Source organism: Neoroseomonas marina, from assembly GCF_012927745.1.
GTDB classification, from domain to species: Bacteria; Pseudomonadota; Alphaproteobacteria; order Acetobacterales; family Acetobacteraceae; genus Neoroseomonas; species Neoroseomonas marina.
Window position 1 is genome coordinate 135,512 of sequence record NZ_JABBKX010000006.1, and the last position, 25,521, is coordinate 161,032.

Sequence of the window (25,521 nt, forward strand, 5' to 3'; positions counted from 1 at the left end):
AGCCGTCGCTTGATGCGGTCGGCCACCGCGCCGAGACTACAGGGATGCCAGCTTCCCCCCAGGACGAGGCCCGCGCCGCGCTCGAGGCCGCGGGCCAGCTGCCGGACGCCGAGATCGACCTCGCCGCGACGGCGCTGCAGTTCGCCCGCATCGATGCGCCCGCCGCCGATTGGCGGCGCGCCGCCGAGACCCTCACCGGCGTGGCGCGCCTCGCGGTCGCCTCCGCCGCGGCCGATCCAAACGCGGATGGTGGCGATCTGTCCGCGCGCCGCGCCGTGCTCACGCGCGTGATCCATGAACTGTTCCACTTCGCCGGCGATGCCGAGACCTATGACGACCTTGCCAACGCCAACCTGATCCACGTGCTGGAGCGCAAGCGCGGCCTGCCGGTCGCGCTGGGCATCCTGTGGCTGCACGCTGCCGAGGCCGCGGGCTGGGGCGCGCACGGCGTCGACTTTCCCGGCCATTTCCTGATCGCGCTGGAAGGCGAGCGCGCGCAGCAGGTGATCGACGTCTTCGGCGGCGGCGAGCCGCTCGAGGCCCCGGCGCTGCGCAGCCTGCTCAAGCGCATCGAGGGCGAGGCAGCCGAGCTGCGCCCGGGCCTTCTGCGTCCGATGGGCAAGCGCGAGGTCCTGCTGCGCCTGCAGAACAACATCAAGCTGCGGCGGCTGAAGGCGGGCGACCTCAAGGGTGCGCTCGACTGCACCGACGACATGTTGCGCCTCGCACCCGATGCCGCGCCGCTGTGGCGGGAGGCGGGGCTGATGAACCAGCGGCTCGAGCGCATCGGCGCGGCACTCGCCTGCTTCGACCGCTTCCTCGATCTGGTGCCGGACGGCGATGCGGCGGCGCGCATCCGCGCGCTGACGATCGAGCTGCGCCAGCGGTTGAACTGACGCCGCAGGCGCGTAGTCTCCGGCCCCAACAAGCAAGGCCGGAGGATCGTCCACCCCATGAATCGTCGTCTGCTGCTCGCGGCTGGTCTCGCCGCGCCGTTCGCGCGCGCCAACGCCCAGCCCGCCTGGTCGCCCAACCGGCCGATCCGCTTCATCGTGCCCTTCGTCGCCGGCGGCAGCACCGACGTCGCGGCGCGCATCATCGCCGACCGGATGGGCGAGACGCTCGGCCAGCCGGTGATCGTCGAGAACCGCGGCGGATCGGGCGGGAACATCGGCGGGGACATCGTCGCCAAGGCGCCGCCCGACGGCCACACCATCCTGATGGGCGTCACCGGGCTGCTGTCCACCAACAAGCACATCTACCGGCAGATGGCCTTCGACCCGGATCGCGACCTCGCTCCGGTGTCGATGGCCTATACGGCCGACATGGCGATCGTGGTGACCAACCGGCTCGGCACGCGGACGCTCGCGGAGTTCGTCACCCTGGCCAAGGCCAATCCCGGGAAGTTCTCCTTCGGCTCCTCGGGCCATGGCGCATCGACCCATACGGCTGCCGAGCTGTTCCGCCAGCAGGCTGGGCTCGACATGGTGCACGTGCCCTATCGCGGCTCGGGCGCCGCGGTGAACGACCTCGTGGCCGGCAACATCGAGATGATGCTGATGCAGATCGCCGGCGCGGCGGGCAGCATCACCTCGGGGCAGATCACCGCGCTCGCCGCCACCGGGCCGCGCCGCCATCCGCTGATCCCGACCGTGCCCTCGATCGCCGAAGCCGGGTACCCGCAGGCCGAGGCGACGTCCTGGGGCTGCGTCATGGTGCCCGCCGGCACCCCGGCGCCGGTGGTGCTGCGCCTGTCGCAGGCCGTGCAGGAGGCGATCGCCCATCGCCCGGTGGCCCAGCGTCTTGAGGGGGCCGGCGTGGACGGCGCGTCCTCGACCCCCGAGCAGCTCGCCGCCTTCATCCGCTCCGAGAGCGAGAAATGGGGCCGGGTCGTGCGCCAGGCCGGCATCCGTGTCGAATAGCAGGGCGGCGTCCAGGTCGGGCATCGGGGACTGTTGCCAGGACGACGCGGTCCCTATTCTCCGCCCCATGTCGCAGAGCAAGCCGCGCGTCGCGCTCCTCGTCACCTGCCTGGTGGATCTCTACCGGCCGACCGTCGGCTTCGCGGCAATCCGGCTGCTGGAGCAGGCGGGCTGCCTGGTCGAGGTGCCGCCGGCCCAGACCTGCTGCGGCCAGCCGGCGTACAACAGCGGCGACCGCGCGGCGGCGAAGGACCTCGCGCGACAGGCGATCGACGCCTTCGCCGGCTACGACTACGTGGTCGCGCCCTCGGGGTCCTGTTCCGGGATGGTGGCGCACCACTATCCGTCGCTGTTCGAGGACGACCCGCAATACCGCGCCAAGGCCGAGGCGCTGGCGGAGCGGACGCACGAGCTCGTCTCCTTCCTGCGCGACGTGATGAAGATGGAGAAGGTGGCCGCGCGCTTCGACGGCAGCGTGACCTACCATGATTCCTGCTCGGGCCTGCGGGAGATGGGGGTGAAGGCGCAGCCGCGCGCGCTGCTCGCCACCGTCGCGGGGCTGACCCTGGCCGAGATGGCCGAGCCCGAGATCTGCTGCGGCTTCGGCGGCACCTTCTGCGTGAAGTATCCCGACATCTCGACGCGCATGGTGACGGACAAGTGCCGCGACATCGCGGCGACGGGCGCGGGCACGCTGCTCGCCGGCGACCTGGGCTGCCTGTTGAACATGGCCGGCCGCCTGAAGCGCGAGGGCAGCCCGGTGAAGGCGCGGCATGTGGCGGAGGTGCTGGCAGGCATGACGAACGACGTGGCGCCGATCGGCGAAGGCGGGTCGCGGTGACGGCCCCGGCGGGACCGCTGGCCGACCTGGCGGCGAAGGGCTTCGCCCGGGTCCCGGGCACGACCCTCATCGGATTGATGGGCGAGGCGGGGCGGGCCGAGGCGCTCGCGCCCTTCTTCGCCTCCTGGGGGCGGCTCGAGACCGATGCCTTCATGCGCGACGGCGGACGCTACCGTCGCCGGCGCATCGCGAACTTCGCCGCTGAACCCGGGGTGCCCGGCCATGTCCGCGGGCCGCACCGGCCGCATTTCCAGGCGGTGGTGCACAACACGCTGAATGGTGGCGTGGATCGGTGGTTCGCGGCGATGGAGGACGCGGTCGCGGCCTCGGCGCCGCTGACGGCGCTGCTGGACCTCGGCCGTTCGATGGCCGAGGCGCTGCACGGCCCGCAACCCTGGTTCGTCGAGGCGCACCAGTTCCGCATCGAGGCCGCCGCCGGCGCGCCGGGATTCCCGACGCCCGAGGGCGTGCATCACGACGGCGTGGATTTCGTGCTGATCGCGATGATCGCGCGGACGAATCTGACGGGCGGGGAGACGGTGATCGAGGACGATGCCGGCCACCGCCTGGCACAGTTCGTCCTGCAGGACCCGCTGGACACCGCGATGGTGGACGATCCGCGGGTGATGCACGGGGTGACGCCTGTGGCGCCCGCCGATCCGGCGCTGCCGTCCTGCCGGGACGTGCTGGTGCTGACCTGGAAGCGGGGCGGCGCGCCGGGGTAAGGCTGGACCGAGAGGGGGCGCTGCCCCTCTCTGGCTCTCCCCGCCAAAGGCCGAAGGACCTTTGGGAACCGGTACGCGCGCTTGCGCGCATGTATCCCTGACGGGACATCGGCGCGGCTTGCCGCGCCCGCAGCGGGGAATCCGCGGTGCACGGGCCCGCAGGCCCCTGGCGGGATGGTCCGGAGGGGCGGCGCCCCTCCGGTGAATTCAGCCTCAGCTCGGGATCAGCACCGCGCCGATGACGTGGATGATCCCGTTGCTGCACAGGATGTTCGGGCGAACGATGCTGCCCGAGGCGCCCGACGGCGCGGCGTTGCCGCGGGCCGCCTGGATGCGCGGCTCGGCCGGGGTGCCGCCGACCACGCGGATGTCGACGCCCGAGAGCATGCGCACGCGGTTGCCGCGGGCGGCGATGTCCGGCAGGCGCAGGCGGCCGGCCGCGATCAGGTTGCGCAGCGTGGCCGGGTTGGCGTTGCGGAAATCCGGCGGGGCACCGCCCCAGGCGGTGTTGGTCGGCGCGAAGACGGTATAGGGGCCGGGGCCCTTGAGGAGATCGTCGAGGTCCGCGCGGCGCAGGGCAGAGCGGAAGTCCGACACCTCGGGAATGATCCCGAGGACATCCATGATCGGGAAGCGACCATCGGCAGCGACCTGGGCAGTCTCGCAGCCCGCGAGCATCAGGGCCCCGCCGCCGGCGGCGAAGAGGGAACGACGCGTGATCACCGGGCGCATCTCCTTGTAACGGCGCGAATCGGGCCCCGGTCACGGGGCGCGGCCTTTTCGCGCCCTGGGCGGCATAGGGCAAGCCCTGAGACGTCCCCGCCTGTCATGGGCCGCCATTCGCGCTAGACTGGGCGCTTCCGCAGCGTCTCCGTCGGGATATTTCCTTGGTCCAGATCACCTCCCCCGCCTTCAAGCAGAATGCGGCCCGCGCCCTGGCGGATGCGGGGCTGCAGAAGGCGCTCGGCAAGGCGAAGGGCGCCTTCCTGCAGCGCCGCGCCGAGGCCGTGGCCCGCCTGCCCGAATTCGAGCAGCTGCGGGACATCGGGCGCGACATCAAGAATCACACCCTCGCGAACCTCGATTTCTACCTCGAGACCTTCGCGGCGAATGTCGAGCGCGCCGGGGGCAAGGTGCACTGGTGCTCGACCGCCGAGGACGCCCGCGCCGCGGTGCTCGAGATCTGCCGCCAGGCGGGCGCTAGGACGGTCACCAAGGGCAAGTCGATGATCTCCGAGGAGATCGCCCTCAACGACCATCTGGAGAAGAACGGCGTCACACCGGTCGAGACCGACCTTGGCGAGTACATCATCCAGCTCCGCAAGGAGCATCCGTCCCATATCATCGCCCCGGCCTTCCACCTCAACCGCGAGGATTGGGAGGCGGATTTCCGCCGCATGCACACCGATCTGCCGGCGGACCGGGTGTTCAACGAACGGCGCGACATCCTCGCCGAGGCGCGGACGAAGCTGCGCGAGCGCTTCATCGCCGCCGATGTCGGCATCACCGGCGCGAACTTCCTGATCGCCGAGACCGGATCGTCCGTGATCGTCACGAACGAGGGCAATGGCGACCTGACGCAGACGCTGCCGCGCGTGCACATCGCGCTGGCGTCGATCGAGAAGGTGGTGCCGACGCTCGAGGACGCGACATCGCTGCTGCGGCTGCTGGCGCGGTCCGCCACGGGGCAGGATTTCTCCGTCTACACGACCTTCAGCACGGGCGGGCGGCGGCCGGGCGACCTCGACGGGCCGGAGGAATATCACGTCGTCCTGATCGACAACGGCCGGTCCAACATGATCGGGTCCGAGTTCCAGGAGATGCTGCGCTGCATCCGCTGCGCGGCCTGCATGAACCATTGCCCGGTCTATGGCGCGACCGGCGGGCACGCCTATGGCTGGGTCTATCCGGGGCCGATGGGGTCCGTGCTGACGCCGGCGCTGGTCGGCGTCGACAAGGCCGGGCTGCTGCCCAATGCGTCGACCTTCTGCGGCAAGTGCGAGAGCGTCTGCCCGATGAAGATCCCGCTGCCCAACATGATGCGGCATTGGCGGGAACGGGAGTTCGAGCGCCACCTGACGCCGGCGACGGTGCGCAGTAACCTCGCGTTGTGGGCCTGGGTGGCGCAGCGGCCGGGGCTCTATCGCTTCGCGACGAAGATGGCGGTGGGGACGCTGCGGCTTCTCGCGCAGGGCAAGGGGGCGCTGCGCTCCATGCCGTTCGCCGGCGGCTGGACCCAGGGGCGCGACCTGCCGGTGCCGGAGGGCGGCACCTTCATGGACCGCTACGCGAAGATGCAGCGGGGGCGCTGAGGCGATGAGCAAGGATGCGATCCTCGGCGCCATCCGCCGCGGCCTGAAGCGCGGGCCGCTGCCGGCGGACCAGCGCGCGATGCTGGAAGGCCGCCTCGCGACCCATCCGCGCCACCTGATCCCGCAGCGGTCCCGCCTGCCGCGGCCGGAGCAGGTGACGCTGTTCGTGAAGAACGTCGAGAAGGAATTCGGCACCGTCGCGCGCGTCGCCTCCGCCGCCGAGGTGCCCGGCGCGGTCGCGGACTACCTGGCGCAGCAGAACCTCGCGCCGCGCTTCGTCCTCGCGCCGAACGACGAGCTCGCCGCGCTGCCCTGGGCCGAGAAGCCCCTGCTGGAATTCGAGGCGCGGCGCGCCCAGCCGACCGACACCGTCTCCGTCCAGCACGGCTTCGCCGCCATCGCGGAGACGGGGACGCTGATGCTGCCCTCGGACCCGCAGCGGCCGACCACGCTCAACCTTCTCGCCGAGACCGAGATCGTCGTGCTGCGCGCCTCGCGCATCGTCGGCGCCTATGAGGAAGCCTGGGACCGGCTGCGCGCGGAGCGCACCGATCCCGTCACCGGCGGCTTCATGCCGCGCAACGTGATGCTGGTGACCGGGCCTTCGCGCTCGGCCGATATCGAGCAGACGCTGGAACTCGGCGCGCACGGGCCGCGGCGGCTGCACATCGTGCTGGTCGACGACGACCCGGCCGCACTGCCGGAGGCATGACCCGCCGCCGCCCGCGCGGCCTGACCGAGGCCGATCGCGCGCTGTGGCGGGCCTATGCGGCGGAGATCGTGCCCCTGCCCGGGCGCGAGCTGCCGCCCGAGTCCGCCCCGCCGCCCGTCCCGGTCGCCGCACCGCCTGCCGCGCCATCGCCCACGCCGGCCGCGCCCGCGCCACGCTGGGCGCCGCCCGACATCGTGGTGAACGCGCCGCCTTCCGGGCTCGACGACCGGCGCTGGCGCGACCTGCGGCGCGGCAAGGTGAAGCCCGAGCGCACGCTCGACCTGCATGGCCGCTTCGCGCAGGAAGCGCATGGCGCCGTGCGCGCCTTCCTGGCCGATGCCTATGCCGAAGGGCTGCGCTGCGTCGCCGTCATCACCGGCCGCGGCTCCTCGCCCGAGGGCGGCGTGCTGCGGCGGGAATTGCCGCATTGGCTGAACGCGCCCGATTTGCGGCGGATCCTGCTGGGTGCCGCGCATCCGCACCGGGCGAATACCGGTGCCGTGCATCTGCTGCTCCGGCGGCGGCGATGACGCCGTTCGGGGCCAGGCTGCGGGAACTGCGCGCGCAGCGCGGCGTGACGCTGAAGGACCTCGCCGCGGCGCTGCAGGTCTCGGCGGCCTATCTCTCGGCGCTCGAGCACGGGCAGCGCGGCAAGCCGAGCGCGGGCCTGGTGCACCAGGTGAACGAGTTCTTCGGCCTGATCTGGGACGATGCGGAGGAACTCGCGCGGCTCGCGCGGCAATCGCACCCGCGCGTGGTGCTGGATACCTCCGGCCTCGCGCCTGAGATCACCGATTTCGCGAACCGCCTCGCGCGCGAGATCCGGCATCTGACGCCGGAGGCGGCGGCACGAATGGAGGCGGAACTCGACCGCCTGCCGAAAGGAAAGCGGTGATGCAGGCAGTCTCGGCCGGTCTTCTCGCGGGGTTCGTCGGCTTCGCGTCGTCCTTCGCCGTGGTGCTGCAGGGGCTGGTCGCGGTCGGGGCCTCGCCGGCGCAGGCGGCCTCGGGGCTGATGGCGCTGTCGATCGCCATGGGGTTCGCGGGCATCGTGCTGTCGCTGCGGCTGCGGCTGCCGATCAGCGTCGCCTGGTCGACGCCCGGCGCCGCATTGCTCGCCGCGACCGCCGCCCCGGCGGGTGGCTTCGGTGAGGCGGTCGGGGCCTTCCTTCTCTGCGGCGTGCTGCTGACGGTGGCGGGCTTGTGGAAGCCGCTGGGGCGGGCGGTGGCGGCGATCCCGGCGCCGCTCGCGAATGCGATGCTGGCGGGAATCCTGTTCACGCTCTGCCTCGCGCCGGTGCGCGCGGTGGCGCAGCAGCCGGTGGCGGGGTTGGCGATCATCATTGCCTGGGCGGTGGTGGCGCGGATCAACCGTGTGCTGGCGGTGCCGGCGGCGGTGGCGGTGGCGGTCGGCGTGATCGCGGCCTCGGCACCGCTGCCGACGCAGGGCTGGGTGCCGGACCCGGTGCTGGTGATGCCGGGCTTCTCGCTGTCCTCGCTGACCGGCATCGCGCTGCCGTTGTTCATCGTGACCATGGCCTCGCAGAACATCCCGGGCCTCGCGGTGCTGTCGGCCAATGGCTACCGGCCGGAGGCGGGGCCGCTCTTCGCGACGACGGGCGCCTTCAGCCTGGCCTCGGCGCCTTTCGGCGGGCATGCGGTGAACCTCGCGGCGATCACCGCGGCGCTGTGCGCGGGCGAAGGGGCGGGGCCCGATCCGGCGCGGCGCTGGATCGCGGCGGTGGTGGCGGGGGCCACCTACGTCGTCTTCGGGCTGCTCGCCGGCGGGGTGACCGCCTTCGTCGCCGCGGCGCCGCCCGTGCTGATCCAGGCGGTGGCGGGGCTGGCGCTGCTCGGGCCCTTCGGGGGCGCCATGCTCGGCGCCGTCCATGCGCCCCAGGGTCGCGAGGCGGCGCTGGTCTGCTTCGTGGTCACGGCCTCGGGTGTTGCGTTCCTCGGCATCGGTGGGGCCTTCTGGGGCCTGCTGGCAGGGGGCGCGATGATGATCCTGGCGCGGTGGCGGGCGTGACGGCGCGCTGGGTGCCCTGGGCGACGATGGCGGGGATTCTCGCCATCGTGGCGGGCACGCAGTTCGCGATGGGGCGGCTGCCGATCTGCGCCTGCGGCGAGGTGAAGCTGTGGCACGGGGATGTCTGGTCCTCGGGCAATTCGCAGCACCTGACCGACTGGTACACGCTGTCGCACCTCGCGCACGGCTTCGTCTTCTATGCGCTGCTGCGCTGGCTGCGGCCGGGCTGGAGCGTCGCCTGGCGCGCCGTCACCGCGCTTGCGATCGAAGGCGCGTGGGAGATCGCGGAGAACACGCCGCTGATCATCGACCGCTATCGCGCGGTCACGGCCTCGCTCGACTATTACGGCGACAGCATCGTCAATTCCTTCGGCGATGGCGTCGCGATGCTGGCGGGATTCTTCCTCGCGGCGCGGCTGCCGGTGGCGGCCTCGGTGCTCGTCGTGCTGGCGCTCGAGGGTGTCGCGGCCTGGATGATCCGCGACAACCTGGCGCTGAATATCCTGATGCTGCTCTGGCCGATCGAGGCGGTGCGCGAGTGGCAGATGCAGGGCGCGCCGCCGAGCGTCGGGCGGTAGCGCCTCAGGTGATCCAGGGCTGGCGGCGCCAGAGGTCGGCGTAGACGCCCTGCACGCGGCGCATCCGCGCTTCCCAATGCTCGCCGGGCTCGTAGTTCGGCTCGATGAACTGGGCCTCGAAGGTGCGGCGGGTGGCGGGGTCCTCGGCGGCGTCCTTCACCGCCTCGCGCAGGCGCTCGACGATGGTCGCGGGTGTGGCCCTGGGCACGACGATCCCACGTTCGGAATACATCTCGATGTCGATGCCCATGCTGCGTAGGGTCGGCGTGTCGGGGGCGAAGCGGCTGCGCTCGGCGCCGGCATGGGCGATGTAGCGCATGCCCTCGGGCGTCGGCGCGTATTCGCCGATCGAGACCATGTTCACCTGCACCTGGCCGGCCAGCATCGCGTTCCGCTGCTGCGGCGCGCCGTTGTAGTGGACGATGGTGAAGCGCGCGCCGGTCGCGCGTTCCAGCATCACCAGCAACAGGTGGTCGTCGGTGCCGATGCCGGAGGTGGAGACGACGATCTCCTCCGGACGTTCGCGGCCGAGGCGGACGAGGTCCGCCATGTCGCGGATCGGCCCGTCCGACTTCACCATGAAGCCGGTCGGGTCGGTCATCACGTTGCCGACGAAGGTGAAGCTGTCGAGGTTGTACTGCGCGCGACGTTCCACTGGGACGGTGACGAAGGAGGGCATGTTGGTCAGCCCCAGCACCAGACCGTCGGGCCGTGCCCGCGCGACGTAGGTCAGCGCGATCTCGGAGGAGGCGCCCGGCCGGTTGGTGACGGTGACCGGCTGGCCCAGCCGCGGTTCGAGATGCCGGGCGAACAGCCGCGCGACGATGTCCGTGCCGCCGCCCGCCGAGAAGCCGACGGCCAGTTCGACCGGCCGGTCCGCGCGCCAGGGTGCCGCGATCGCCGGCGCGGCGAGGGGGGTGGCGATCAGGGCGCCGAGGGCGGCGCGGCGGGTCAGCGTCGTCATGCGGTCCTCCTGGGAACGGACCGCTGATGTGCCGGGAGTCCGGCGGATTTTCAGGGGGAATCTGGGGGTGGGCTGCGTGAAGTCGTGAAGGTCCACACACGGATCGCGTCGAATGTGTAAGCAATTCACAGCAGGCTGAGCCCCCGCCCATCGCGCCGGCGGGGAAATGCCCTAGGCTGCCCGCGACATGGGAAGGAAGCGTCGATGCTGCGTGTTTTCCTGACGCATACACCGGAGATGTTCACCGGCTACTACGGGGCGCGCGCCCTGGCCGCGCTGCAGCAACATGCCGAGGTGGTGCGCAACCCGGGCACGACGGTACTGTCCGGCGCCGCGCTCGCCGAGGCGGCGCGCGGCTGCCAGGCGATCGTCGCGGACCGCGCGACGCCCGGCACGCCGGAGACCTTCGCCGCGGCGCCGGACCTGGTCGCCTTCCTGCGGGTGGCCGTGGACATCAGCACCATCGACGTGGCGGCGGCGAGCGCGGCGGGCGTGCTCGTCACGCGCGCGACGCCGGGCTTCGTGGACAGCGTCGCGGAGCAGGCGGTGGGCTTCATGGTGGATCTGGCGCGCGGCCTGTCGGGCCATGTGCAGGCCTACCGGCGGGGCGAGGAGCCGCAGGGGCGGATGGGCGTGCAGCTCTCGGCCGCGACGCTCGGCATCGTGGGGTATGGGCGGATCGGGCAGCGGCTGGCGGAGGTCGCGCTCGCGCTCGGCATGCGGGTGCTGGTGGCGGATCCGCATGCGACGGTGGCCGACCCGCGCATCGTACAGATGCCGATGGCCGAGCTGCTGCCGCAGGCGGATTTCGTGGTGTGCCTGGCGATCTCGATCCCCGAGACGCGCGACCTGTTCGATGCGGCGGCCTTCGCGCGGATGAAGCGGGGGGCGCGGTTCATCAACCTCTCGCGCGGGGAACTGGTGGACGAGCAGGCGCTGGCGGCCGCGCTGGACAGCGGACAGGTGTCGGGGGCGGCGATGGATGTGGGGCGGGCGCTGGACCAGCGGCCGTCGCTGTTCCTGGCGCGACGGCCGGATGTGATTGCCGCGCCGCATATCGGCGGCATGACGCCCGAGGCGATGGAGCACCAGGCGATGGACACGGTGCGGCAGGTGGCCTCGCTGGCGCGGGGTGAGTTGCCCGACAACGCGGTCAATGCGGCTGCCGCGCATCGCTTGGCGCGCCTCGGCATCCGCGTCGCCTGAGTATCGGTTTGCAAGGGCCTTTCGGCCTATGGGCACCCATTGGCGTTGCTTCGCAACGTCAATGGGATCCCCGCCGGGGTGGTCCGGGGGGGGCGCCCCTTCGGCTGCATCAGCCGGCCGCGATGCCGGCGCGCCGAACCACGTCCCGCCACCGCGTCGTCTCGCTTTCAATTGTCGCGGTCGGTTCCGTCGCGCTGCTCGTTTCGGATGCCGAGCCCGGCGGCCGCCAGGCCGCGGGGTGCGACGATGCTGTGCGAGTCGGACGGCCCGCCCGGGACGTAAGGCACCACGATGGCAGCCAGGATCAGGCTGCGGCGGTTCATGCGGAAACTCCCGGGGATTGTCGCCCCGGGAGGAAGCAACCCGCGTGCCGGATCAGCCCTCGGCGGGCTTGCGCCGCCGCAGCAGGCCGGCGACCGAGGGGATGGACCAGAGCGCCGCGATCAGCGTCAGCGCGCAAAGCCCCATGCTGATCGGCCGGGTGAAGAAGGGCGTGACATCCCCGCCCGAGAGCACCAGCCCGCGCAGCAGGTTCTTGTCGAGCAGGTCGCCCAGCACGATGCCGAGCACCAGCGGCGCCATCGGGAAGCGCAACTCCCGCAGGATGAAGCCGACCAGCCCGGCGCCGAGCATCACCCAGATGTCGAAGAGCCGCGACGTGATGGCGAAGGCGCCGACGGTGCACAGCACGAAGACGATCGGCATCAGTCGTTCGCGCGGGATCAGCAGGATCCACAGCAGCGGGCGCACCAGCACCAGGCCGTAGAACATCTTCACCATGTCGGCGATCACCAGCATGGCGACGATCTGGTAGATGAACTCGGGCGCGGTGATCGCGAGCATCGGCCCGGGGTTGAGCCCGTGGATCATCATCGCGGCCATCAGCACGGCGGCCGGTGCGGAACCGGGGACGGCGAGGGTGAGGACGGGGATGATGGCGCCGGGGACGCAGGCGCTCTCGCCGGTCTCGGCGGACATCAGGCCCTCGATGCTGCCCTTGCCGAACTTCTCCTTTTCCTTCGAGGCGCGCTTGGCGGCGGCGTAGGAGGTCCAGGCGGCGATGTCCTCGCCGAGGCCGGGCATCGCCCCGATGAAGGTGCCGAGTGCGCCGGATCGCAGGATGGTCTTCCAGTACTTCGCGACGTCCGACAGGCGCGGAATGACGGAATCGATCTTGGAGGAGACGGCCTTCACCGCCGGCCCGCGCATCGCCGAGAGCACCTCCGCCACGCCGAAGACGCCGACAAGGACCGGCAGCAGGCCCAGCCCGCCGGCGAGGTCGCCATTGCCATAGGCGAAGCGGGCATAGGCGTGGTTGGTTTCCTGCCCGATGGTCGCGACAAGCAGGCCGATGAACCCGGCGATGTAGCCCTTGAGCGGATCGCCGCCGGACAGCGACCCGGCGATGACGATGCCGAACATCGCCACCCAGAACATCTCGTAGGAGCCGAACTGCAGCGCGAATTCCCCGAAGGTCGGCGCGAACAGGGCGAGGATCAGCGTGCCGAACAGCGTTCCGAGCCAGGAGCCGGAGGTCGAGATGCCCATCGCCCGGCCGGCGAGCCCCTGCCGCGCGAGCGGAAAGCCGTCGAGCGTCGAGGCCGCCGAGGCCGGCGTGCCCGGGATGTTGAGCAGGATGGCGCTGCGCGACCCGCCATAGATCGCGCCGACATAGACGCAGACCAGCACCAGCATCGCGACGTTCGGCCCCATGCCGAAGGTCAGCGTGGTCAGCAGCGCGACGCCCATCGTGGCCGTGAGGCCTGGCAAGGCGCCGATGACGATGCCGATCAGCGTGGCCCAGAGCGCGTGCCAGACCGCCCCGCCGCCGAGCACATGGGCGAAGCCGCCCATCAGGTTGTTGAGCGCGTCCATCAGGGCAGCCGCAGCAGGAAGAGCTTCTCGAAGACCAGCATCACCGCGACGCCGGTGCCGATTCCGATCAGCGCGGCCTCGATCATGCGGCGGGCGCGGCGTTCGGGCCCCTGATCCCATTCGAAGGCGGTGGTGAAAGCGAAGACGAACAGTGCGGAGGCGATCCAGAACGGCACCCGGCCGACGAGCACGCCCGCATAGAGAATGCCGAGCAACGCCGCGAGGCCGAGCCGCCGCCCGTCCCCCGTCGCCTTGGCGACCGGCCCGCGCACCGCCCAGCCGCCGCGCCCGATCGCCCGGACGCCGAGCACGACGGACAGCAGCGCGAGCATCACGCCGTAGAAGCCCGGCACGATGCCCGGTGCGGTGAGGCCGGTGCCCGATTGCTCGACGAAGCGCGGCATGGCGATGGCCTGCTGGACGATCGCCACGCCGACGACGAAGAGGACCGCCGCGGTGATCAGGTCCGCGCGCGGCGAGGCCGGCGCCTTTTCGCCGTCGAAGGGGGAGTCGGCCTCGACCTCGCTCAAAGTCGTGCGATCCCCAGCGTGTCGGGGGAAACGCGCGCCTTGCCGCCGTCGAAGTAGAGCCAGGCGGTCTGGCGGACCATCTTCCACGCCTCGTCATGGGCCTGCTGGCCGTAGATCGGCGTGAAGAGCGCGGCCCGCGACGTCGCGTAGTCCTTCAGGCGCTGGGAATTCGCGATGGTGGTGCGCCAGATGTTGGTCATGGTCGCGACCACGGGTTCGGGCACGCCCTTGGGGCACCAGATGCCGAAGTAGTTCAGCGGCGCCGGCATGTTCGGCACCCAGCGGCGGACGGAGGGGATCTCGATCGCCGGGCTGTTGCCCTGCGCGGCGAGCGTCACCGGGTTGTCGGACTGCACGGCGAGCGGCACCAGGCGGCGGGCGCGGATCATCTCCGCGGCCTCGACCAGCAGCATCGCGCCCAGCGGCGTCTCGCCCGAAACGGTCGCGATCATCGCCGGATTGCCGCCGTCATAGGTGGCGTGGCGGTACTGCATCCCCGGCGTGGCGGCGCGCAGCGCCTCCATCATGTTGTGCCCGGCCGAGGAGACGCCGGCGGTGGCGATGCCGATGCCCTGGCCGCGGGTCTTCAGCGCGTCGAGCGCCGCGGGGAAGTCGCGGAAGCCGGCCTGCGGGTTGGCGACCAGCACGTTCACATTGGCCACCGCGAAGAACAGGTTCCAGTCCGACAACTGCGTGTCGAGCAGGCCGAGCACCTTGTAGCAGCCCACATCCACCGCCGCGCCGGCGGCCCAGGTGTAGCCATCCTTCGCCGCTTCCATGGCGTTGCGCGTGCCGATCGAGCCCGAGGCGCCGGGCTGGTTCACCACCACGACCCGCTGGCCGAGCGAGCCTTCCACCTCGGCCGCCACGATGCGGGCCATCTGGTCGGTCGATCCGCCGGCGGCCCAGGGGACGATGATCGTGACCGGGCGATCCGGCCGCCAGGCGGCCTGGGCGCGGAGCGTGGCGGGCGCCGCGATCCCGGCGGCGGTGGCGGCGAGCAGGTGCCTGCGCAGCATGTCTTCGACCCTTTCCTCGTTCGCGCGCCGCGTTCGCCGCGGCGTCCTTGGGCGGTAACCCGGTAGTTACTGCGAATGGTGCGGCGGTCCTCGCGGTGACGTCAAGCCGGGCGGGTCAGCCGAACTCCGGCCCGGCGACGGCGGCGAACATCGACGGGTCGCCCGGCGTGTCCGCGCCCAGGGCCATGCGCGTGAAGTGCCGCTGCGGCGTTGCGCCGTGGGCGGCGAGCCAGGCAGCGACCTCGCCGCGCGCATCGGGCAGGTCGAGCACCGGCGCACCGGGAAGGGCGTTGCGCGCGGCGGCGAGGAGGGCACGCGCCGTTGCATCGTCGCGCGCGACCACCGGGCCTATCTGCGGTCCGCGTGCGCCGTCGCGGGCGAGGGCGAAGCCGCTGCCGTCCTCGGCGATGAAGGCCGCGCCGGGCTGGCGCGCGGCGAAGTCGCGCAGCAGGGCTTCGCGCGGCGCGCCGAAGGCGGCGGCGTCGAGGGCGAGCAGTGCCGGCCAGTCGGAGTCGGCCACCGGGCGAACGCCGGTCCCGCCGGGCAGCGGTGCCGGCAGCGACCAGCGCGCGAATCCCCAGAGGTCGCGGAAGCCAAGGCGGCGATAGACCTCCCGCCCCGCCGGCGTCGCGTCGAGCGCGGCGCAGCGCGTGCCGGAGAGCGTGTCGACGGCCCAGCGCATCAGCGCCGTCGCATGGCCCTTCCGCCGCATGTCGGGACGCACGAGGACCATCGAGATCCAGGCGAGGTCGCCGCCGTAGCGGATCACGGCGGCGGTTGCGGCCAGCGCCTCCTGCCCGTCGTCGAGCGCCTGGCCCTCGCCTTCGTGGAGGAACAACGCCCAGTCGCGCGCGACCTGGTTCCAGCCGATGAGGAAGGACAGCGCGGCGGCGCGGGGCAGGTCGGCCTCGGTGAGCGGTCGCATGGGCCTGATGCGACGATGCGCCGGGCCGCGCGTCAAGCGCTTGACGGTCGCGCGGGATCGAAGCCCACTCGCGCGCATGGAACGACCGGGACTGCTGCTGATCGGATGCGGCGCCTTCGGGCGCGTGCACCTCGCCGCGCTGAAGCGGCTCGGCATGGCTGCCACCGTGTTCGATGCGGACCGCGGCCTGGCGGCGGCGACGGGGGAGGCGGTGGCGGAGAGCCTCGAGGCCGGGCTGGCCGCCTGCGATGCCGCGATCGTGGCGACGCCGGTGCCGACGCATGTCGCGGTGGCGGGCGCGGTGCTGCGCGCCGGGCGGGACCTGTTCCTGGAAAAGCCGGCGACGGAGACGGCGGCCGAGGCCGCGGCGCTGGCGGACCTCGCAGAGGCGCAGGGCCGCATCGCGCAGGTCGGGCTCTATTTCCGCTTCCATCCGAAGGCGATCGCGTTGCGGCGGATGGTGGCGGCGGGCGACTTCGGGAGGCTGCACTACCTCGCCGCGCGGTTTTCCGGTCTGAAGCGCGCGCGTGGCGATTCCGGCGCGCTGTTGAACGACGCGGTGCATTTCGCCGACCTGCTGCCCTGGATCGCGGGCGAGGCGCCGTCCCGGATCTTTGCGACGACGGCCGATCCGCTGGGGCGCGGGCGCGAGGACCTGGCGGTGATCCAGATGACGTTCCCCTCGGGCCTGGCGGGATTGATCGAGGCCGGCTGCGTCCTGCCCGGGCGCTGGCCCGACGCGGTGGTGCCTGGGGCGGAGACGCGCAAGGAGATCGTCGTCGCTGGCCATGACGCGCTGGCCGAGGTCGACTTCGCCGCCGAGACCTTCGCGCTCCGCCGCGGCGCCCATGCCCCCGGCGCGAACGGCGCCTGGCTGCCGCAGCATGCGGCGCGCGAGGATGCCGCGATTCCCGCCGCCGATCCGGTCGAGGTCGTCGCCGCCGAGCTTGCTGCCTTCATCGAAGCAGTGCGGACGCGTCGCGCGCCGGAGGCCGGGCTGCGATCCGGCGCCGTCGCGCCGGCACGGATCCTGGATGCCGCGCGGCTGTCCGCCGCCGAGGGGCGCGTCGTCGCGCTGGAGGAGATCGCCTGATGCGCATCAGCCTGTGCAACGAGGTCATCCGCGACCTCGACTTCGCCGCGCAATGCGCGTTGGCGGCGGGGCTCGGCTATGACGGGCTGGAGGTCGCGCCCTTCACGCTCGATGCCGAGGCGCCGCATCTGCTGCCGGCCTCGCGCCGCGCCGCAGTCCGCCGGGCGGCGGCGGAGGCCGGCACGACGATCACCTCGCTGCACTGGCTGCTGGTCGCGCCCGCGGGGCTGTCCATCACCAGCGCGGACCCGGCGCTGCGCGCGCGCACGCTGGATGTGATGGAGCGGCTGGTGGCGCTGGCGGCCGATCTCGGCGCGACGCTGCTGGTGCATGGCTCGCCCGGCGCGCGCCGCGTGGAGGCCGAAGACGACCCGGCCCGCGCCGAGGAGGCGATGGCCAAGGCCGGCGAATGGGCGGCGCAGCACGGCGTGACCTATTGCCTGGAAGCGCTCGACCCCGGCCAGACCAACTGGTGCACCACGGTGGCGGAGGCGGCGGCGATCGTGCGGCGCATCGGCAATCCGGCGCTGCGGACGATGCTGGATGTCTGTTCGGCGGGGAATGGCGAGGTGGAGCCGGTGCCCGCGCTGCTGGAACGCTTCGTGCCGTCCGGCGACGTGGTGCATGTGCATCTCAACGACCGCAACAAGCGCGCGCCGGGGCAGGGGAATGACCGCTTCGGACCGGTGCTCTCGACGCTGCGGCGCATCGGCTATGGCGGCTTCTGCGCCGTCGAGCCCTTCGACTACGTCCCCGACGGGCCGACCAGCGCGGCGCGCGCCATCGGCTACCTCCGTGCGCTCGAGGAGACCACCGCATGACCGCGCCCCGCTTCCGGTTGCTGGAGACGCAGCGCTTCGAATGGCCGTTCAAGCTGCGGATGCCCTTCCGCTTCGGCGTCATCACGGTGACGCATGGGCGCCAGGCGGTGATCCGCGCGCGCATCGTGCTGGAGGACGGGTCGGAGCACTGGGGCGTGGCGGCGGAGACGCTCGCCGCGAAATGGTTCGACAAGGATCCGCGCTGGACCGATGCGCAGAACGAGGACCAGCTGCGCCGCGCGCTCGAGATCGCCTGCGCGGCGACGATGGCGGCGGGTGCGAACACCGCCTTCGGGCATTACGCGGATGCTTATGGCGCGCATGTCGCGGCCTGCGGGGCGGAAGGGCTGAATCCGCTGGTCGCGGCCTATGGGCGTGCGCTGCTCGACCGCGCCATGCTGGATGCGCTGCTGAAGGCGAAGGGGCTGTCCTTCGCCGCCGCGATGCGCGCCAATGTCGGCGGTATGACGGCGCATGCGGCGCTGCCCGACCTCGCCGGACATGATTTCGGGGCGATGCTGGCCTCGCTGACGCCCGCACGGCGGATGCATGCGCGGCATACGGTCGGGCTGGTCGATCCGATCACCGCGGCGGACCAGGCGGAACGGGTGAATGACGGCCTGCCCGAGACGGTGGAGGAGGTCGTCGCGACCTATCGCCATTCCTGGTGGAAGCTGAAGGTCGGCGGGAATGTCGCGGCGGATGTGGACCGGCTGTGCCGGATCGCCTCGGTGCTCGATCGGCTGCACGGCTATCACGTCTCGCTCGACGGCAATGAGCAGTACGAGGATGCGGAAGGCGTGCTCGCGCTGTGGCGGGCGATGCAGGCGGAACCGCGCCTGGCGCGGCTGAATGCCTCGATCGCCTTCATCGAGCAGCCGGTGAAGCGGGCCAAGGCACTTGAAGGCGCGATGGGAGCCCTGGCGGCGGAACGCCCGGTGATCGTGGATGAGAGCGACGGGCCGCTCGACGCCTTCGTGCAGGCGAAGGCGCTCGGCTATGCCGGCATTTCGTCGAAGGCCTGCAAGGGCGTGTGGCGGTCGCTGATCAACCTGGCGCGCTGCGGCGCCTGGAATGCGGCCCTGCCCGAGCCGCGCTACTTCATGAGCGCGGAGGATTTGACGACGCTCGCCGGCGTCTGCGTGCAGCAGGACCTGGCGCTGGTCAGCGCGATGGGCCTGGTTCACGTCGAGCGCAACGGCCATCATTTCGTGGACGGCTTCGCGGGCCGGCCGAAGGCGGAAGCGATCCGTTTCATGGAGGCGCATCCGGACCTCTATGCGGACACGCCGCGTGGCCCGCGCCTGGCGATCCGCGACGGAGCGCTGGACCTTGGATCCGTGGTGGATGCCGTGGGCCTGGGCACCGCGCTGGAGCCCGACGTCACGGCAATGGCACCGATGCCCGCCGCCGCCTGGCCCCCTCGCTGACGTATCCAAAGAAGGGAGGGGGATTCGGGGGAGGTTCTCCTCCCCCGCTCTTCGGCGTAGAACCCGCCCGTGACCGATCCGGCCCCTTTCTGGCGTGCGAAGACGCTCGACGCGATGACCCGCGCCGAGTGGGAGAGCCTGTGCGACGGCTGTGGCCGCTGCTGCCTGCACAAGCTGCGCGACGAGGAGACCGATCGCCTCGCCTACACCAACGTCGCCTGCCGGCTGCTGGATGGTGAGACCTGCCGGTGCAAGGACTACGCGAACCGGCGGAAATGGGTTCCGGACTGCGTGAAGCTGACGCCGAAGCGGCTCGAGAAGATCGACTGGCTGCCGCCGACCTGCGCCTATCGCCTGGTGGCCGAGGGGCAGGACCTGCCCTGGTGGCATCCGCTGGTGTCGGGCCGGGCCGAGACGGTGCACGAGGCCGGGATTTCCGTCCGCGGCCGGACCGTCGCCGAGCGCGATGCCGGCGATTTCGAGGACCACGTCGTGTCCTGGCCGGGCAAGTGGCCGGCCAAGGCACGCACGCCCCCTGTTGTGACGAACCGGAGGAGACCGGGATGAAGGACGCGATCTATGGCGGCGTGAATGCCGCGGTGCTGACGGCGATGGGGCCCGACCTCACGCCCGATCTCGACCGCATGGCGGCGCATGCGAAGTGGCTGCTCGCCAATGGCTGCACCGGCCTCGGCGTTCTGGGCACGACGGGGGAGGCCAATTCCTTCGGCCTGCATGAGCGCAAGGCGATCCTCGAAGGCCTGATCGCGCGCGGCATCCCGGCGGCGAAGATGATGCCGGGCACGGGCTGCGCCAGCCTGACGGACAGCGTGGAACTGACGAAGCATGCCCGCGACGCCGGCTGCCCCGGCGTGCTGATGCTGCCGCCCTTCTACTACAAGGGGCCGAGCGACGACGGGCTGTTCGCCTATTTCTCGGAAGTGGTGCACCGCGTCGGCGGCGGGGTGAAGATCTACCTCTATCACTTCCCGCAGCAGTCGGCGGTGCCGTTCAGCCTCGACCTGATCGGGCGGCTGCTGAAGGCCTTCCCGGGCGCGATCAAGGGCGTGAAGGATTCGTCCGGCGACTACGCCAACATGCTCGCGATGGTGAAGGCCTTCGCGAAGGACGGGTTCGAGGTCTATTCGGGCAGCGACGAGTTCCTGCAGCAGATCCTCGCCGAAGGCGGGGCGGGCTGCATCACCGCGGCGTCCAACGCGAACAGCCATTGGGGCGGCATCGTCTATGCGAAGCGCACGGGCCCCGAGGCCGATGCGGCGCAGGCGACGCTGACCGCGACGCGCCGTGCCGCGACGTCCGTGCCGCTGATCCCGGGCCTGCGCGAGATCATCGCGCGCAGCACCGGCGATGCCGGCTGGCGCGTGATCCGTCCGCCGCACCTGCCCCTGACGGCCGAGCAGGCCGAGAAGGTCTGGGCCGCCTGGACCGCGGCCGGCGCCATCCCGCTGCCCGGCATGGTCCCCGCGAAGGCGGCCGAGTGATGAACGAGCCGCTGCGCTGCCGCGAGCCCGCCATCGCCACCGTCCAGGTGGATGACGACAATGTCCGCGTGACCCGGTGGGATTTCCCGCCGGGCTCCGAGACCGGCTGGCACCGGCACGGCATGGCCTATGTCGTCGTGCCCGTGAGCGACGGGAAGATGCTGCTGGAACTGCCGGGCGGCGAGACGGCGACGGCCGAGATCAAGGCGGGCGTGGCCTATGCGCGCGCCGCGGGCATCGAGCACAATGTCGTCAATGCCGGCGACACGGCCTTCGCCTTCGTCGAGACGGAGCTGAAGCACCTCATCGGGTGACCTTGCGCCCGGGCAGCGTCACCAGCGCGAGCCCGGCGAAGACCAGCGAGGCGGCCGGGATGGTCAGCCATCCCGGCCGTTCGCCGAACAGGGCCCAGCCCCAGGCCAGGCCCGTCAGCGTGATGATGTAGCCGGTCTGCGACGTGACCACGCCGCCATGCGCGGCGAGCGAGCGGAAGTAGATCATGAAGGCCGCCGCGGTGCAGGCCGCCTGCAGCGCCGAGACCGGCAGGCCGTCCAGCGGCGGCACTCGCATCTGCCCCAGCAGCGTGGCGACGATGCCCGCCTGCAGCGCCCCGGCCGTCAGCGTGCCGGTGGCGAGCGCGAGCGGCGCCGTGCCCTGCGGCGCGAGCCGTACCGCGAGCAGGTTCGACGCCGCGTAGCAGGCCGGCGTCAGCGCCGCGAAGAGCGCCCAGGGCAGCATGGACGGATCCGGCAGCGCCGCGCCGGGCCGCATCGCGACCACCACCCCCGCGAAGCCCAGCACCGTGCCGAGCAGCCGTCGCCGCGTTGCCCGTTCCATGCTGAGCGCGGCCGCGCCCAGCACGGTCAAGATCGGCGAGAGCGGCACGATCAGGGAGAAGAACCCCGCGGGAATGTGAGGAATGCTGGTGAAGGCGACCAGGTTCGCCAGCGCCATGCCGAACAGGCCCGACACCGCATAGTGGCGCAGATGCGTCCGCGACAGCGGTACGTCGATTCCGCGGAACCGGCAGGCGGCGAACAGGATCACGGCGCTGCCCGCCGCGGCACAGGTCGCGATCAGCATCGGGGGCCAGCCGAGGGCGGCAAGATGCTTCACGAAGGCCGGCGTCGCGCCCCAGATCGAGCCCAGCAGGAGCAGCGGTGGCAAGGGGCGGAGCGCCTCGGGCATGACAATCAGTGGTCGTGTGCACGGCGCCGCTGTCAAGCAGTTGAAGCCGCCATCGTCGCTGAGCCATGTTGCTGCGATGCAGTCGCCCGATTCGGAAACCGTCGTGTTGCGCCCCGGCGTGCTCGGAGCCCCGGTGGGCTGCCCGGTGCGTTGGAACCGCTCCGCGCGCGCGCGCCGGGTCAGCCTGCGGATCGATGCGCGCGCCGGGGAGGTCGTGGTGACGCTGCCGATGCGCGCCGGACGGCGCGCGGGCATGGCGCTGCTGACGACCCATGCCGCCTGGGTGATGCAGCGCCTGGCAGCGCTGTCGCCGCCGGTGGAACTGGCGCCGGGCGTGGAGGTGCCGCTCGGCGGCCTGCCGCATGTCATTCGCCACGATCCGGACGCGCGCGGCGGCGCGTTCCTGGATGGCCAGTCGATCGTCGTGTCCGGGCGGGCGGAATTCCTCGCGCGCCGCGTGAAGGACTTCCTGCGCGCCGAAGCCAAGCGCCGCATCGCCCTGCTGGCCGAAGGGCACGCCGCGACGCTCGGGGTGAAGATCCGCGCCATCCGGCTGAAGGACACCAACAGCCGCTGGGGGTCCTGCGCGCCGGACGGGACGCTCGCCTTCTCCTGGCGCCTCGTGATGGCGCCTGACTGGGTGCTGGACTACGTCGTGGCGCATGAGGTCGCGCATCTGCGCGAACTGAACCACTCGTCGCGCTTCTGGGCCCATGTCGCGGCGCTGACACCGCATCGCGAGCCGGCGCAGGACTGGCTGCGCGAGAACGGGCCGGCCCTCCTGCGCGTCGGTTGAATCCGGCCTATATCCTCCGCAAGCCTACGGAGGATGCGCATGAAGGCGGTCGGTTTCACCAAATGCCACCCGGTCGATCATCCGGAGGCGTTGCTCGACCTCGATATCCCCGAGCCCGGCGCGCCGGCCGGTCATGACATGCTGGTCGAGGTGCGCGCCGTCTCGGTCAACCCGGTCGACACCAAGCGCCGCAAGACGGAGGAGCCGAAGGATGGCCCGCGCATCCTGGGCTTCGATGCCGCCGGCATCGTCCGGGAGGTCGGCCCGGCGTGCACCCTGTTCCGCCCCGGCGACGAGGTCTTCTACGCCGGCGTCGTGAACCGGCCCGGTAGCAATGCAGCGTTGCAACTGGTCGATGAACGCATCGTCGGGCGCAAGCCGGCCTCGCTGTCCTTCGCCGAGGCGGCGTCGATGCCGCTGACGACGATCACGGCCTGGGAAGGGCTGCACGACCGGCTGAAGATCCATGAGGGCGGCGGTGTCGGGGAGGCGCTGCTGGTCATCGGCGGCGCCGGCGGCGTCGGGTCCATGGTCATCCAGGTCGCGCGGCAGCGGACCGCGCTGACGGTGGTTGCCACGGCGTCCCGGCCCGAGACGGCGCAATGGTGCCGCGACCTCGGCGCGCATCACGTCGTCGACCATCGGGAGGACATCCCCGCCCAGCTCAAGGCTTTGGGCGTGAAGCCGCGCTACGTCTTCTCGACCAACACCACGGCGCGGAACTGGGATCAGATCGTCGCGTCCATCGCACCCCAGGGTGCGATCGTGCTGATCGAAAGCCAGGCGCCGATCGATGCGCGGCAACTGATGCCGAAATCCGTGTCGCTGCACTGGGAGCTGATGTTCACCCGACCGATCTTCGGCACGCCGGATATGATCGAGCAGCATCACCTCCTGACCGCCGTGGCCGACATGGTCGACCACGGGCGCATCCGTCACACCATGACGCTGAACCTCGGTCCCATGACCGCCGCGCGGCTGCGCGAGGCGCATGCGAAGGTCGAGAGCGGCACGATGATCGGCAAGGTCGTGCTCGACGGGCTCTAGACAGCCACCCCGGCGGCGCGCGCCTTCTCCACCATGTACCCGCGCGCCGCCTGCATGTCCTCGAGCGTGCCGAAGGCATTGGTGTAGGCGCCGCGATAGCCCTTGCCTTCGAGCAGCGCGAACATCGCGCCGAAATCGAAATCGCCCTTACCGGGGATAAGGTGCTCCTCGTAGCCGTTGCGCCAGCAATCGGCGAGGCGGACCTCCTTCACCCGCTCCATCGGGATCTCCGCGACGAAGCCCTCCACCCCCGGCGGCAGCAGATGCGCGTGGTTGGCGGTGAAGGACAGGGCGAAGGCCGGCGAATGGATGGCGTCGAAGTAGTAGCGCCATTCCTCCATGGTGTGCGCGAGGTAATGCACCTCGGCATTGTCGGGTTCACGGTTCAGGTTCTCGAGCAGCAGCAGGGCGCCGTGCTGTTCGGCGTGCTTCACCATGCGCTGCAGGCGGTCGCGCCCGGCTTCCATGCGCATCTTCACGTCGGCGGTGAAGTGATAGCCGGCGTGGACGACGATCCACTGGGCTTCGAGCCGTGGCGCGACCTCGATATAGGCGCGAAGGTAGGCGTCCACCGCCTCCGACAGGAAGGGCGAATACTCGGCGACGTTCACCGCCGAGAGCGTGTGCAGCGCAATGTGGACGCCGTTTGCCTTGGCACTCTGCCTGATCGCGCGGCAGCGCGCCTCATCGAACAGCGTCACCGCATTGGCACCGGTATCGAGCTGGATGTCGATGTGCCGGACCTCATTGCGCGCGGCCCATTCGATAGCGTCCTCGAGCTTAAGCTTGCGCCCGACATCGACGCCGATCCGATCAAGTAGCGACATCGCTTCCTCCTGCCGTTTTGCGATGGTTGCCAGCACGCGGAGGCGATGGCAACGTTCCCACGTCCAAGAACAACGCGCGCCGAGACCGCCCAACGCGGCAGGTGCGCCATGGTTGGGAGGAAGCCGGATGTTCCTGATCGACAGGCGTCAGATGCTGGCGCTCGCGGCATGGTCCGCGGCGGCCTCCAAGGCCTGGGCCCAGGCCCCGCTCACGCCGGCGGAACAGGCGCTGCATGAAGCGGCGAAGCGCGAAGGCGAGATCACCTGGTATTCCGGCCAGTACAGCGCCGAGGCATCGGAAGCCGCGGGCCGCGCCTTCAATGCACGCTATCCGGGCGTGCGCTGCAACGTGGTGCGCTCGACCTCGCAGGTCGCCTTCCAGCGTCTCTCGCAGGACCAGCGGGCCGGCGTCGCGCAGTGCGACGTCTTCTCCTCGACCAATGGCGGGCACTACATCCAGCTCAAGCGGCAGAACCGGCTGATGCAGTTCCGCCCGGCGAGCGCCGACGGGGTGCTGCCGATCCTGCGCCAGGCGGACCCGGACAACTACTTCCAGTCCTCCTTCCTCGGCATCTACCTGATGGCGCACAACACGCGCATGGTGCCGGAGGCCGAGGCGCCGAAATCCTGGACCGACATCCTCGATCCCAAGTGGAAGGACAAGCTGGCGGTCGGGCATCCCGGCTTCAGCGGCGCGATCGGGCTGTGGGCACTGCAGATGCGCACCATGTACGGCCCGGACTACCTCCGGCGCTTCGAGCGCAACAAGCCGCAGATCGGCCGTTCCTCCATCGATCCCGTCACGATGATGGAAGCCGGGGAACGCGCCGTCGGCGTCGCGGTGCCGTCCGCCTCCACCCTGTTCTCCATGTCGCGCGGCAATCCGCTGAAGCTGATCTACCCGACCGAGGGCGTGATCGCCGCGCTCTCGCCGTCCGCGATCATCCGCAACGCGCCGCATCCGAATGCGGCGAAGCTGTTCATGGAGTTCACCTGCGGCCCGGCGCTGTCGACGGCCGTCCGGGAACTGTTCAACGAGAGCCTGCGTCCGGACGTGCCACCGCCGGAAGGGTCCCGCCCGCTCGACCAGGTGACGATGCTGGCGCCGAGCCTCGAGGACGCGGAGAAGGGCGTGCCCGAGGTCCGCGAGCAGTGGCGCGAGATCTTCGGGGTCTGAGCC

29 protein-coding genes are annotated in these 25,521 nt (G+C 71.3%); 20 read left to right on the top strand and 9 right to left on the bottom strand.

Annotated elements, in window-relative coordinates; all coding sequences use genetic code 11:
- The first annotated feature begins 44 nt into the window (after positions 1-44).
- From GWK16_RS17280 to GWK16_RS17295, 4 genes are all read left to right on the top strand, one after another.
- Positions 45-896, top strand: coding sequence for a SirB1 family protein (locus tag GWK16_RS17280; RefSeq protein ID WP_170055232.1), 852 nt, complete (start codon positions 45-47; stop codon positions 894-896).
- Positions 897-953: 57 nt separating this feature from the next.
- A complete protein-coding gene (locus tag GWK16_RS17285; protein ID WP_170055233.1) occupies positions 954-1,922 on the top strand; it encodes a Bug family tripartite tricarboxylate transporter substrate binding protein in 969 nt (322 codons plus the stop codon).
- A gap of 67 nt (positions 1,923-1,989) precedes the next feature.
- On the top strand, positions 1,990-2,763 hold the full coding sequence (locus GWK16_RS17290; RefSeq protein ID WP_170055234.1) for a (Fe-S)-binding protein: 774 nt from the start codon (positions 1,990-1,992) through the stop codon (positions 2,761-2,763).
- Entirely contained in the window at positions 2,760-3,488 is a 729-nt protein-coding gene (locus GWK16_RS17295) for a 2OG-Fe dioxygenase family protein (protein ID WP_338144498.1), read from the top strand. Before GWK16_RS17290 ends, GWK16_RS17295 begins: the two co-directional genes overlap by 4 nt.
- Before the next feature lie 213 nt (positions 3,489-3,701).
- On the opposite strand, the gene GWK16_RS17300 is transcribed toward GWK16_RS17295, so the two are convergent.
- Positions 3,702-4,211 carry a fasciclin domain-containing protein gene (locus GWK16_RS17300; RefSeq protein ID WP_170055235.1) on the bottom strand — a complete coding sequence of 170 codons (510 nt, stop codon included), beginning with the start codon at positions 4,209-4,211 and terminating at the stop codon, positions 3,702-3,704.
- 164 nt (positions 4,212-4,375) lie between these two features.
- Here GWK16_RS17300 and GWK16_RS17305 point away from each other — a divergent pair, with 164 nt between their 5' ends.
- The 6 genes from GWK16_RS17305 to GWK16_RS17330 are packed head-to-tail and all read left to right on the top strand — an operon-like array spanning position 4,376 to position 9,118.
- Positions 4,376-5,800, top strand: coding sequence for a LutB/LldF family L-lactate oxidation iron-sulfur protein (locus GWK16_RS17305; protein WP_170055236.1), 1,425 nt, complete (start codon positions 4,376-4,378; stop codon positions 5,798-5,800).
- A gap of 4 nt (positions 5,801-5,804) precedes the next feature.
- The gene (locus GWK16_RS17310; protein ID WP_170055237.1) at positions 5,805-6,512 is read left to right on the top strand and encodes a LutC/YkgG family protein; all 708 of its coding nucleotides are present in this window, start codon (positions 5,805-5,807) and stop codon (positions 6,510-6,512) included.
- Positions 6,509-7,042 (top strand): Smr/MutS family protein, encoded by a 534-nt coding sequence (locus GWK16_RS17315; RefSeq protein ID WP_170055238.1) that lies wholly within the window; start codon positions 6,509-6,511, stop codon positions 7,040-7,042. Before GWK16_RS17310 ends, GWK16_RS17315 begins: the two co-directional genes overlap by 4 nt.
- Positions 7,039-7,407 (top strand): helix-turn-helix domain-containing protein, encoded by a 369-nt coding sequence (locus GWK16_RS17320; protein WP_168043207.1) that lies wholly within the window; start codon positions 7,039-7,041, stop codon positions 7,405-7,407. Before GWK16_RS17315 ends, GWK16_RS17320 begins: the two co-directional genes overlap by 4 nt.
- The gene (locus tag GWK16_RS17325) at positions 7,407-8,540 is read left to right on the top strand and encodes a benzoate/H(+) symporter BenE family transporter (protein ID WP_170055239.1); all 1,134 of its coding nucleotides are present in this window, start codon (positions 7,407-7,409) and stop codon (positions 8,538-8,540) included. The genes GWK16_RS17320 and GWK16_RS17325 overlap by 1 nt, the downstream gene beginning before the upstream one ends.
- Positions 8,528-9,118, top strand: a complete 591-nt coding sequence (locus tag GWK16_RS17330) for a DUF2585 domain-containing protein (RefSeq protein WP_338144499.1) — start codon at positions 8,528-8,530, stop codon at positions 9,116-9,118. Before GWK16_RS17325 ends, GWK16_RS17330 begins: the two co-directional genes overlap by 13 nt.
- A gap of 4 nt (positions 9,119-9,122) precedes the next feature.
- Here GWK16_RS17330 and GWK16_RS17335 read toward each other — a convergent pair whose 3' ends face one another.
- On the bottom strand, positions 9,123-10,082 hold the full coding sequence (locus GWK16_RS17335; RefSeq protein ID WP_170055240.1) for a tripartite tricarboxylate transporter substrate binding protein: 960 nt from the start codon (positions 10,080-10,082) through the stop codon (positions 9,123-9,125).
- 204 nt (positions 10,083-10,286) lie between these two features.
- Here GWK16_RS17335 and GWK16_RS17340 point away from each other — a divergent pair, with 204 nt between their 5' ends.
- Positions 10,287-11,288, top strand: coding sequence for an NAD(P)-dependent oxidoreductase (locus tag GWK16_RS17340; RefSeq protein WP_170055241.1), 1,002 nt, complete (start codon positions 10,287-10,289; stop codon positions 11,286-11,288).
- Positions 11,289-11,455: 167 nt separating this feature from the next.
- Here the strand turns inward: GWK16_RS17340 and GWK16_RS17345 are convergent, their stop codons facing one another.
- The 5 genes from GWK16_RS17345 to GWK16_RS17365 form a co-directional block, all read right to left on the bottom strand.
- Positions 11,456-11,611, bottom strand: a complete 156-nt coding sequence (locus tag GWK16_RS17345; RefSeq protein ID WP_170055242.1) for a hypothetical protein — start codon at positions 11,609-11,611, stop codon at positions 11,456-11,458.
- Positions 11,612-11,663: 52 nt separating this feature from the next.
- Positions 11,664-13,163: a tripartite tricarboxylate transporter permease gene (locus tag GWK16_RS17350; RefSeq protein WP_170055243.1), complete on the bottom strand. Its 1,500-nt coding sequence runs from the start codon at positions 13,161-13,163 to the stop codon at positions 11,664-11,666.
- Positions 13,163-13,693, bottom strand: a complete 531-nt coding sequence (locus tag GWK16_RS17355; RefSeq protein ID WP_170055244.1) for a tripartite tricarboxylate transporter TctB family protein — start codon at positions 13,691-13,693, stop codon at positions 13,163-13,165. Before GWK16_RS17355 ends, GWK16_RS17350 begins: the two co-directional genes overlap by 1 nt.
- Complete coding sequence (locus tag GWK16_RS17360; protein WP_170055245.1) at positions 13,690-14,712, bottom strand: tripartite tricarboxylate transporter substrate binding protein; 1,023 nt, start codon at positions 14,710-14,712, stop codon at positions 13,690-13,692. Before GWK16_RS17360 ends, GWK16_RS17355 begins: the two co-directional genes overlap by 4 nt.
- 115 nt (positions 14,713-14,827) lie before the next feature.
- Positions 14,828-15,637, bottom strand: a complete 810-nt coding sequence (locus tag GWK16_RS17365; protein ID WP_170055246.1) for a GNAT family N-acetyltransferase — start codon at positions 15,635-15,637, stop codon at positions 14,828-14,830.
- Positions 15,638-15,713: 76 nt separating this feature from the next.
- Between GWK16_RS17365 and GWK16_RS17370 the strand changes: the two genes are divergently transcribed.
- From GWK16_RS17370 to GWK16_RS17395, 6 genes are all read left to right on the top strand, one after another.
- Entirely contained in the window at positions 15,714-16,730 is a 1,017-nt protein-coding gene (locus GWK16_RS17370; RefSeq protein WP_170055247.1) for a Gfo/Idh/MocA family protein, read from the top strand.
- A complete protein-coding gene (locus GWK16_RS17375) occupies positions 16,730-17,551 on the top strand; it encodes a sugar phosphate isomerase/epimerase family protein (protein WP_170055248.1) in 822 nt (273 codons plus the stop codon). Before GWK16_RS17370 ends, GWK16_RS17375 begins: the two co-directional genes overlap by 1 nt.
- Positions 17,548-18,981 carry an enolase-like domain-containing protein gene (locus GWK16_RS17380; RefSeq protein WP_170055249.1) on the top strand — a complete coding sequence of 478 codons (1,434 nt, stop codon included), beginning with the start codon at positions 17,548-17,550 and terminating at the stop codon, positions 18,979-18,981. The genes GWK16_RS17375 and GWK16_RS17380 overlap by 4 nt, the downstream gene beginning before the upstream one ends.
- A gap of 69 nt (positions 18,982-19,050) precedes the next feature.
- The gene (locus GWK16_RS17385; RefSeq protein ID WP_170055250.1) at positions 19,051-19,548 is read left to right on the top strand and encodes a YcgN family cysteine cluster protein; all 498 of its coding nucleotides are present in this window, start codon (positions 19,051-19,053) and stop codon (positions 19,546-19,548) included.
- Positions 19,545-20,483: a dihydrodipicolinate synthase family protein gene (locus tag GWK16_RS17390; protein WP_170055251.1), complete on the top strand. Its 939-nt coding sequence runs from the start codon at positions 19,545-19,547 to the stop codon at positions 20,481-20,483. The genes GWK16_RS17385 and GWK16_RS17390 overlap by 4 nt, the downstream gene beginning before the upstream one ends.
- A complete protein-coding gene (locus GWK16_RS17395; RefSeq protein WP_170055252.1) occupies positions 20,483-20,797 on the top strand; it encodes a cupin domain-containing protein in 315 nt (104 codons plus the stop codon). The genes GWK16_RS17390 and GWK16_RS17395 overlap by 1 nt, the downstream gene beginning before the upstream one ends.
- Here the strand turns inward: GWK16_RS17395 and GWK16_RS17400 are convergent.
- Complete coding sequence (locus GWK16_RS17400; RefSeq protein ID WP_170055253.1) at positions 20,787-21,671, bottom strand: DMT family transporter; 885 nt, start codon at positions 21,669-21,671, stop codon at positions 20,787-20,789. The genes GWK16_RS17395 and GWK16_RS17400 overlap by 11 nt on opposite strands.
- A gap of 103 nt (positions 21,672-21,774) precedes the next feature.
- Here GWK16_RS17400 and GWK16_RS17405 point away from each other — a divergent pair, with 103 nt between their 5' ends.
- Positions 21,775-22,467 carry a M48 family metallopeptidase gene (locus tag GWK16_RS17405; RefSeq protein WP_338144500.1) on the top strand — a complete coding sequence of 231 codons (693 nt, stop codon included), beginning with the start codon at positions 21,775-21,777 and terminating at the stop codon, positions 22,465-22,467.
- Between the two features lie 39 nt (positions 22,468-22,506).
- Positions 22,507-23,514 (top strand): zinc-binding alcohol dehydrogenase family protein, encoded by a 1,008-nt coding sequence (locus GWK16_RS17410; RefSeq protein ID WP_170055255.1) that lies wholly within the window; start codon positions 22,507-22,509, stop codon positions 23,512-23,514.
- Here the strand turns inward: GWK16_RS17410 and GWK16_RS17415 are convergent.
- The gene (locus GWK16_RS17415) at positions 23,511-24,341 is read right to left on the bottom strand and encodes a sugar phosphate isomerase/epimerase family protein (RefSeq protein ID WP_170055256.1); all 831 of its coding nucleotides are present in this window, start codon (positions 24,339-24,341) and stop codon (positions 23,511-23,513) included. The two genes, GWK16_RS17410 and GWK16_RS17415, sit on opposite strands and share 4 nt — an antisense overlap.
- Before the next feature lie 127 nt (positions 24,342-24,468).
- Here GWK16_RS17415 and GWK16_RS17420 point away from each other — a divergent pair, with 127 nt between their 5' ends.
- Positions 24,469-25,518: an ABC transporter substrate-binding protein gene (locus tag GWK16_RS17420; RefSeq protein WP_170055257.1), complete on the top strand. Its 1,050-nt coding sequence runs from the start codon at positions 24,469-24,471 to the stop codon at positions 25,516-25,518.
- The last annotated feature ends 3 nt before the right edge of the window (positions 25,519-25,521 follow it).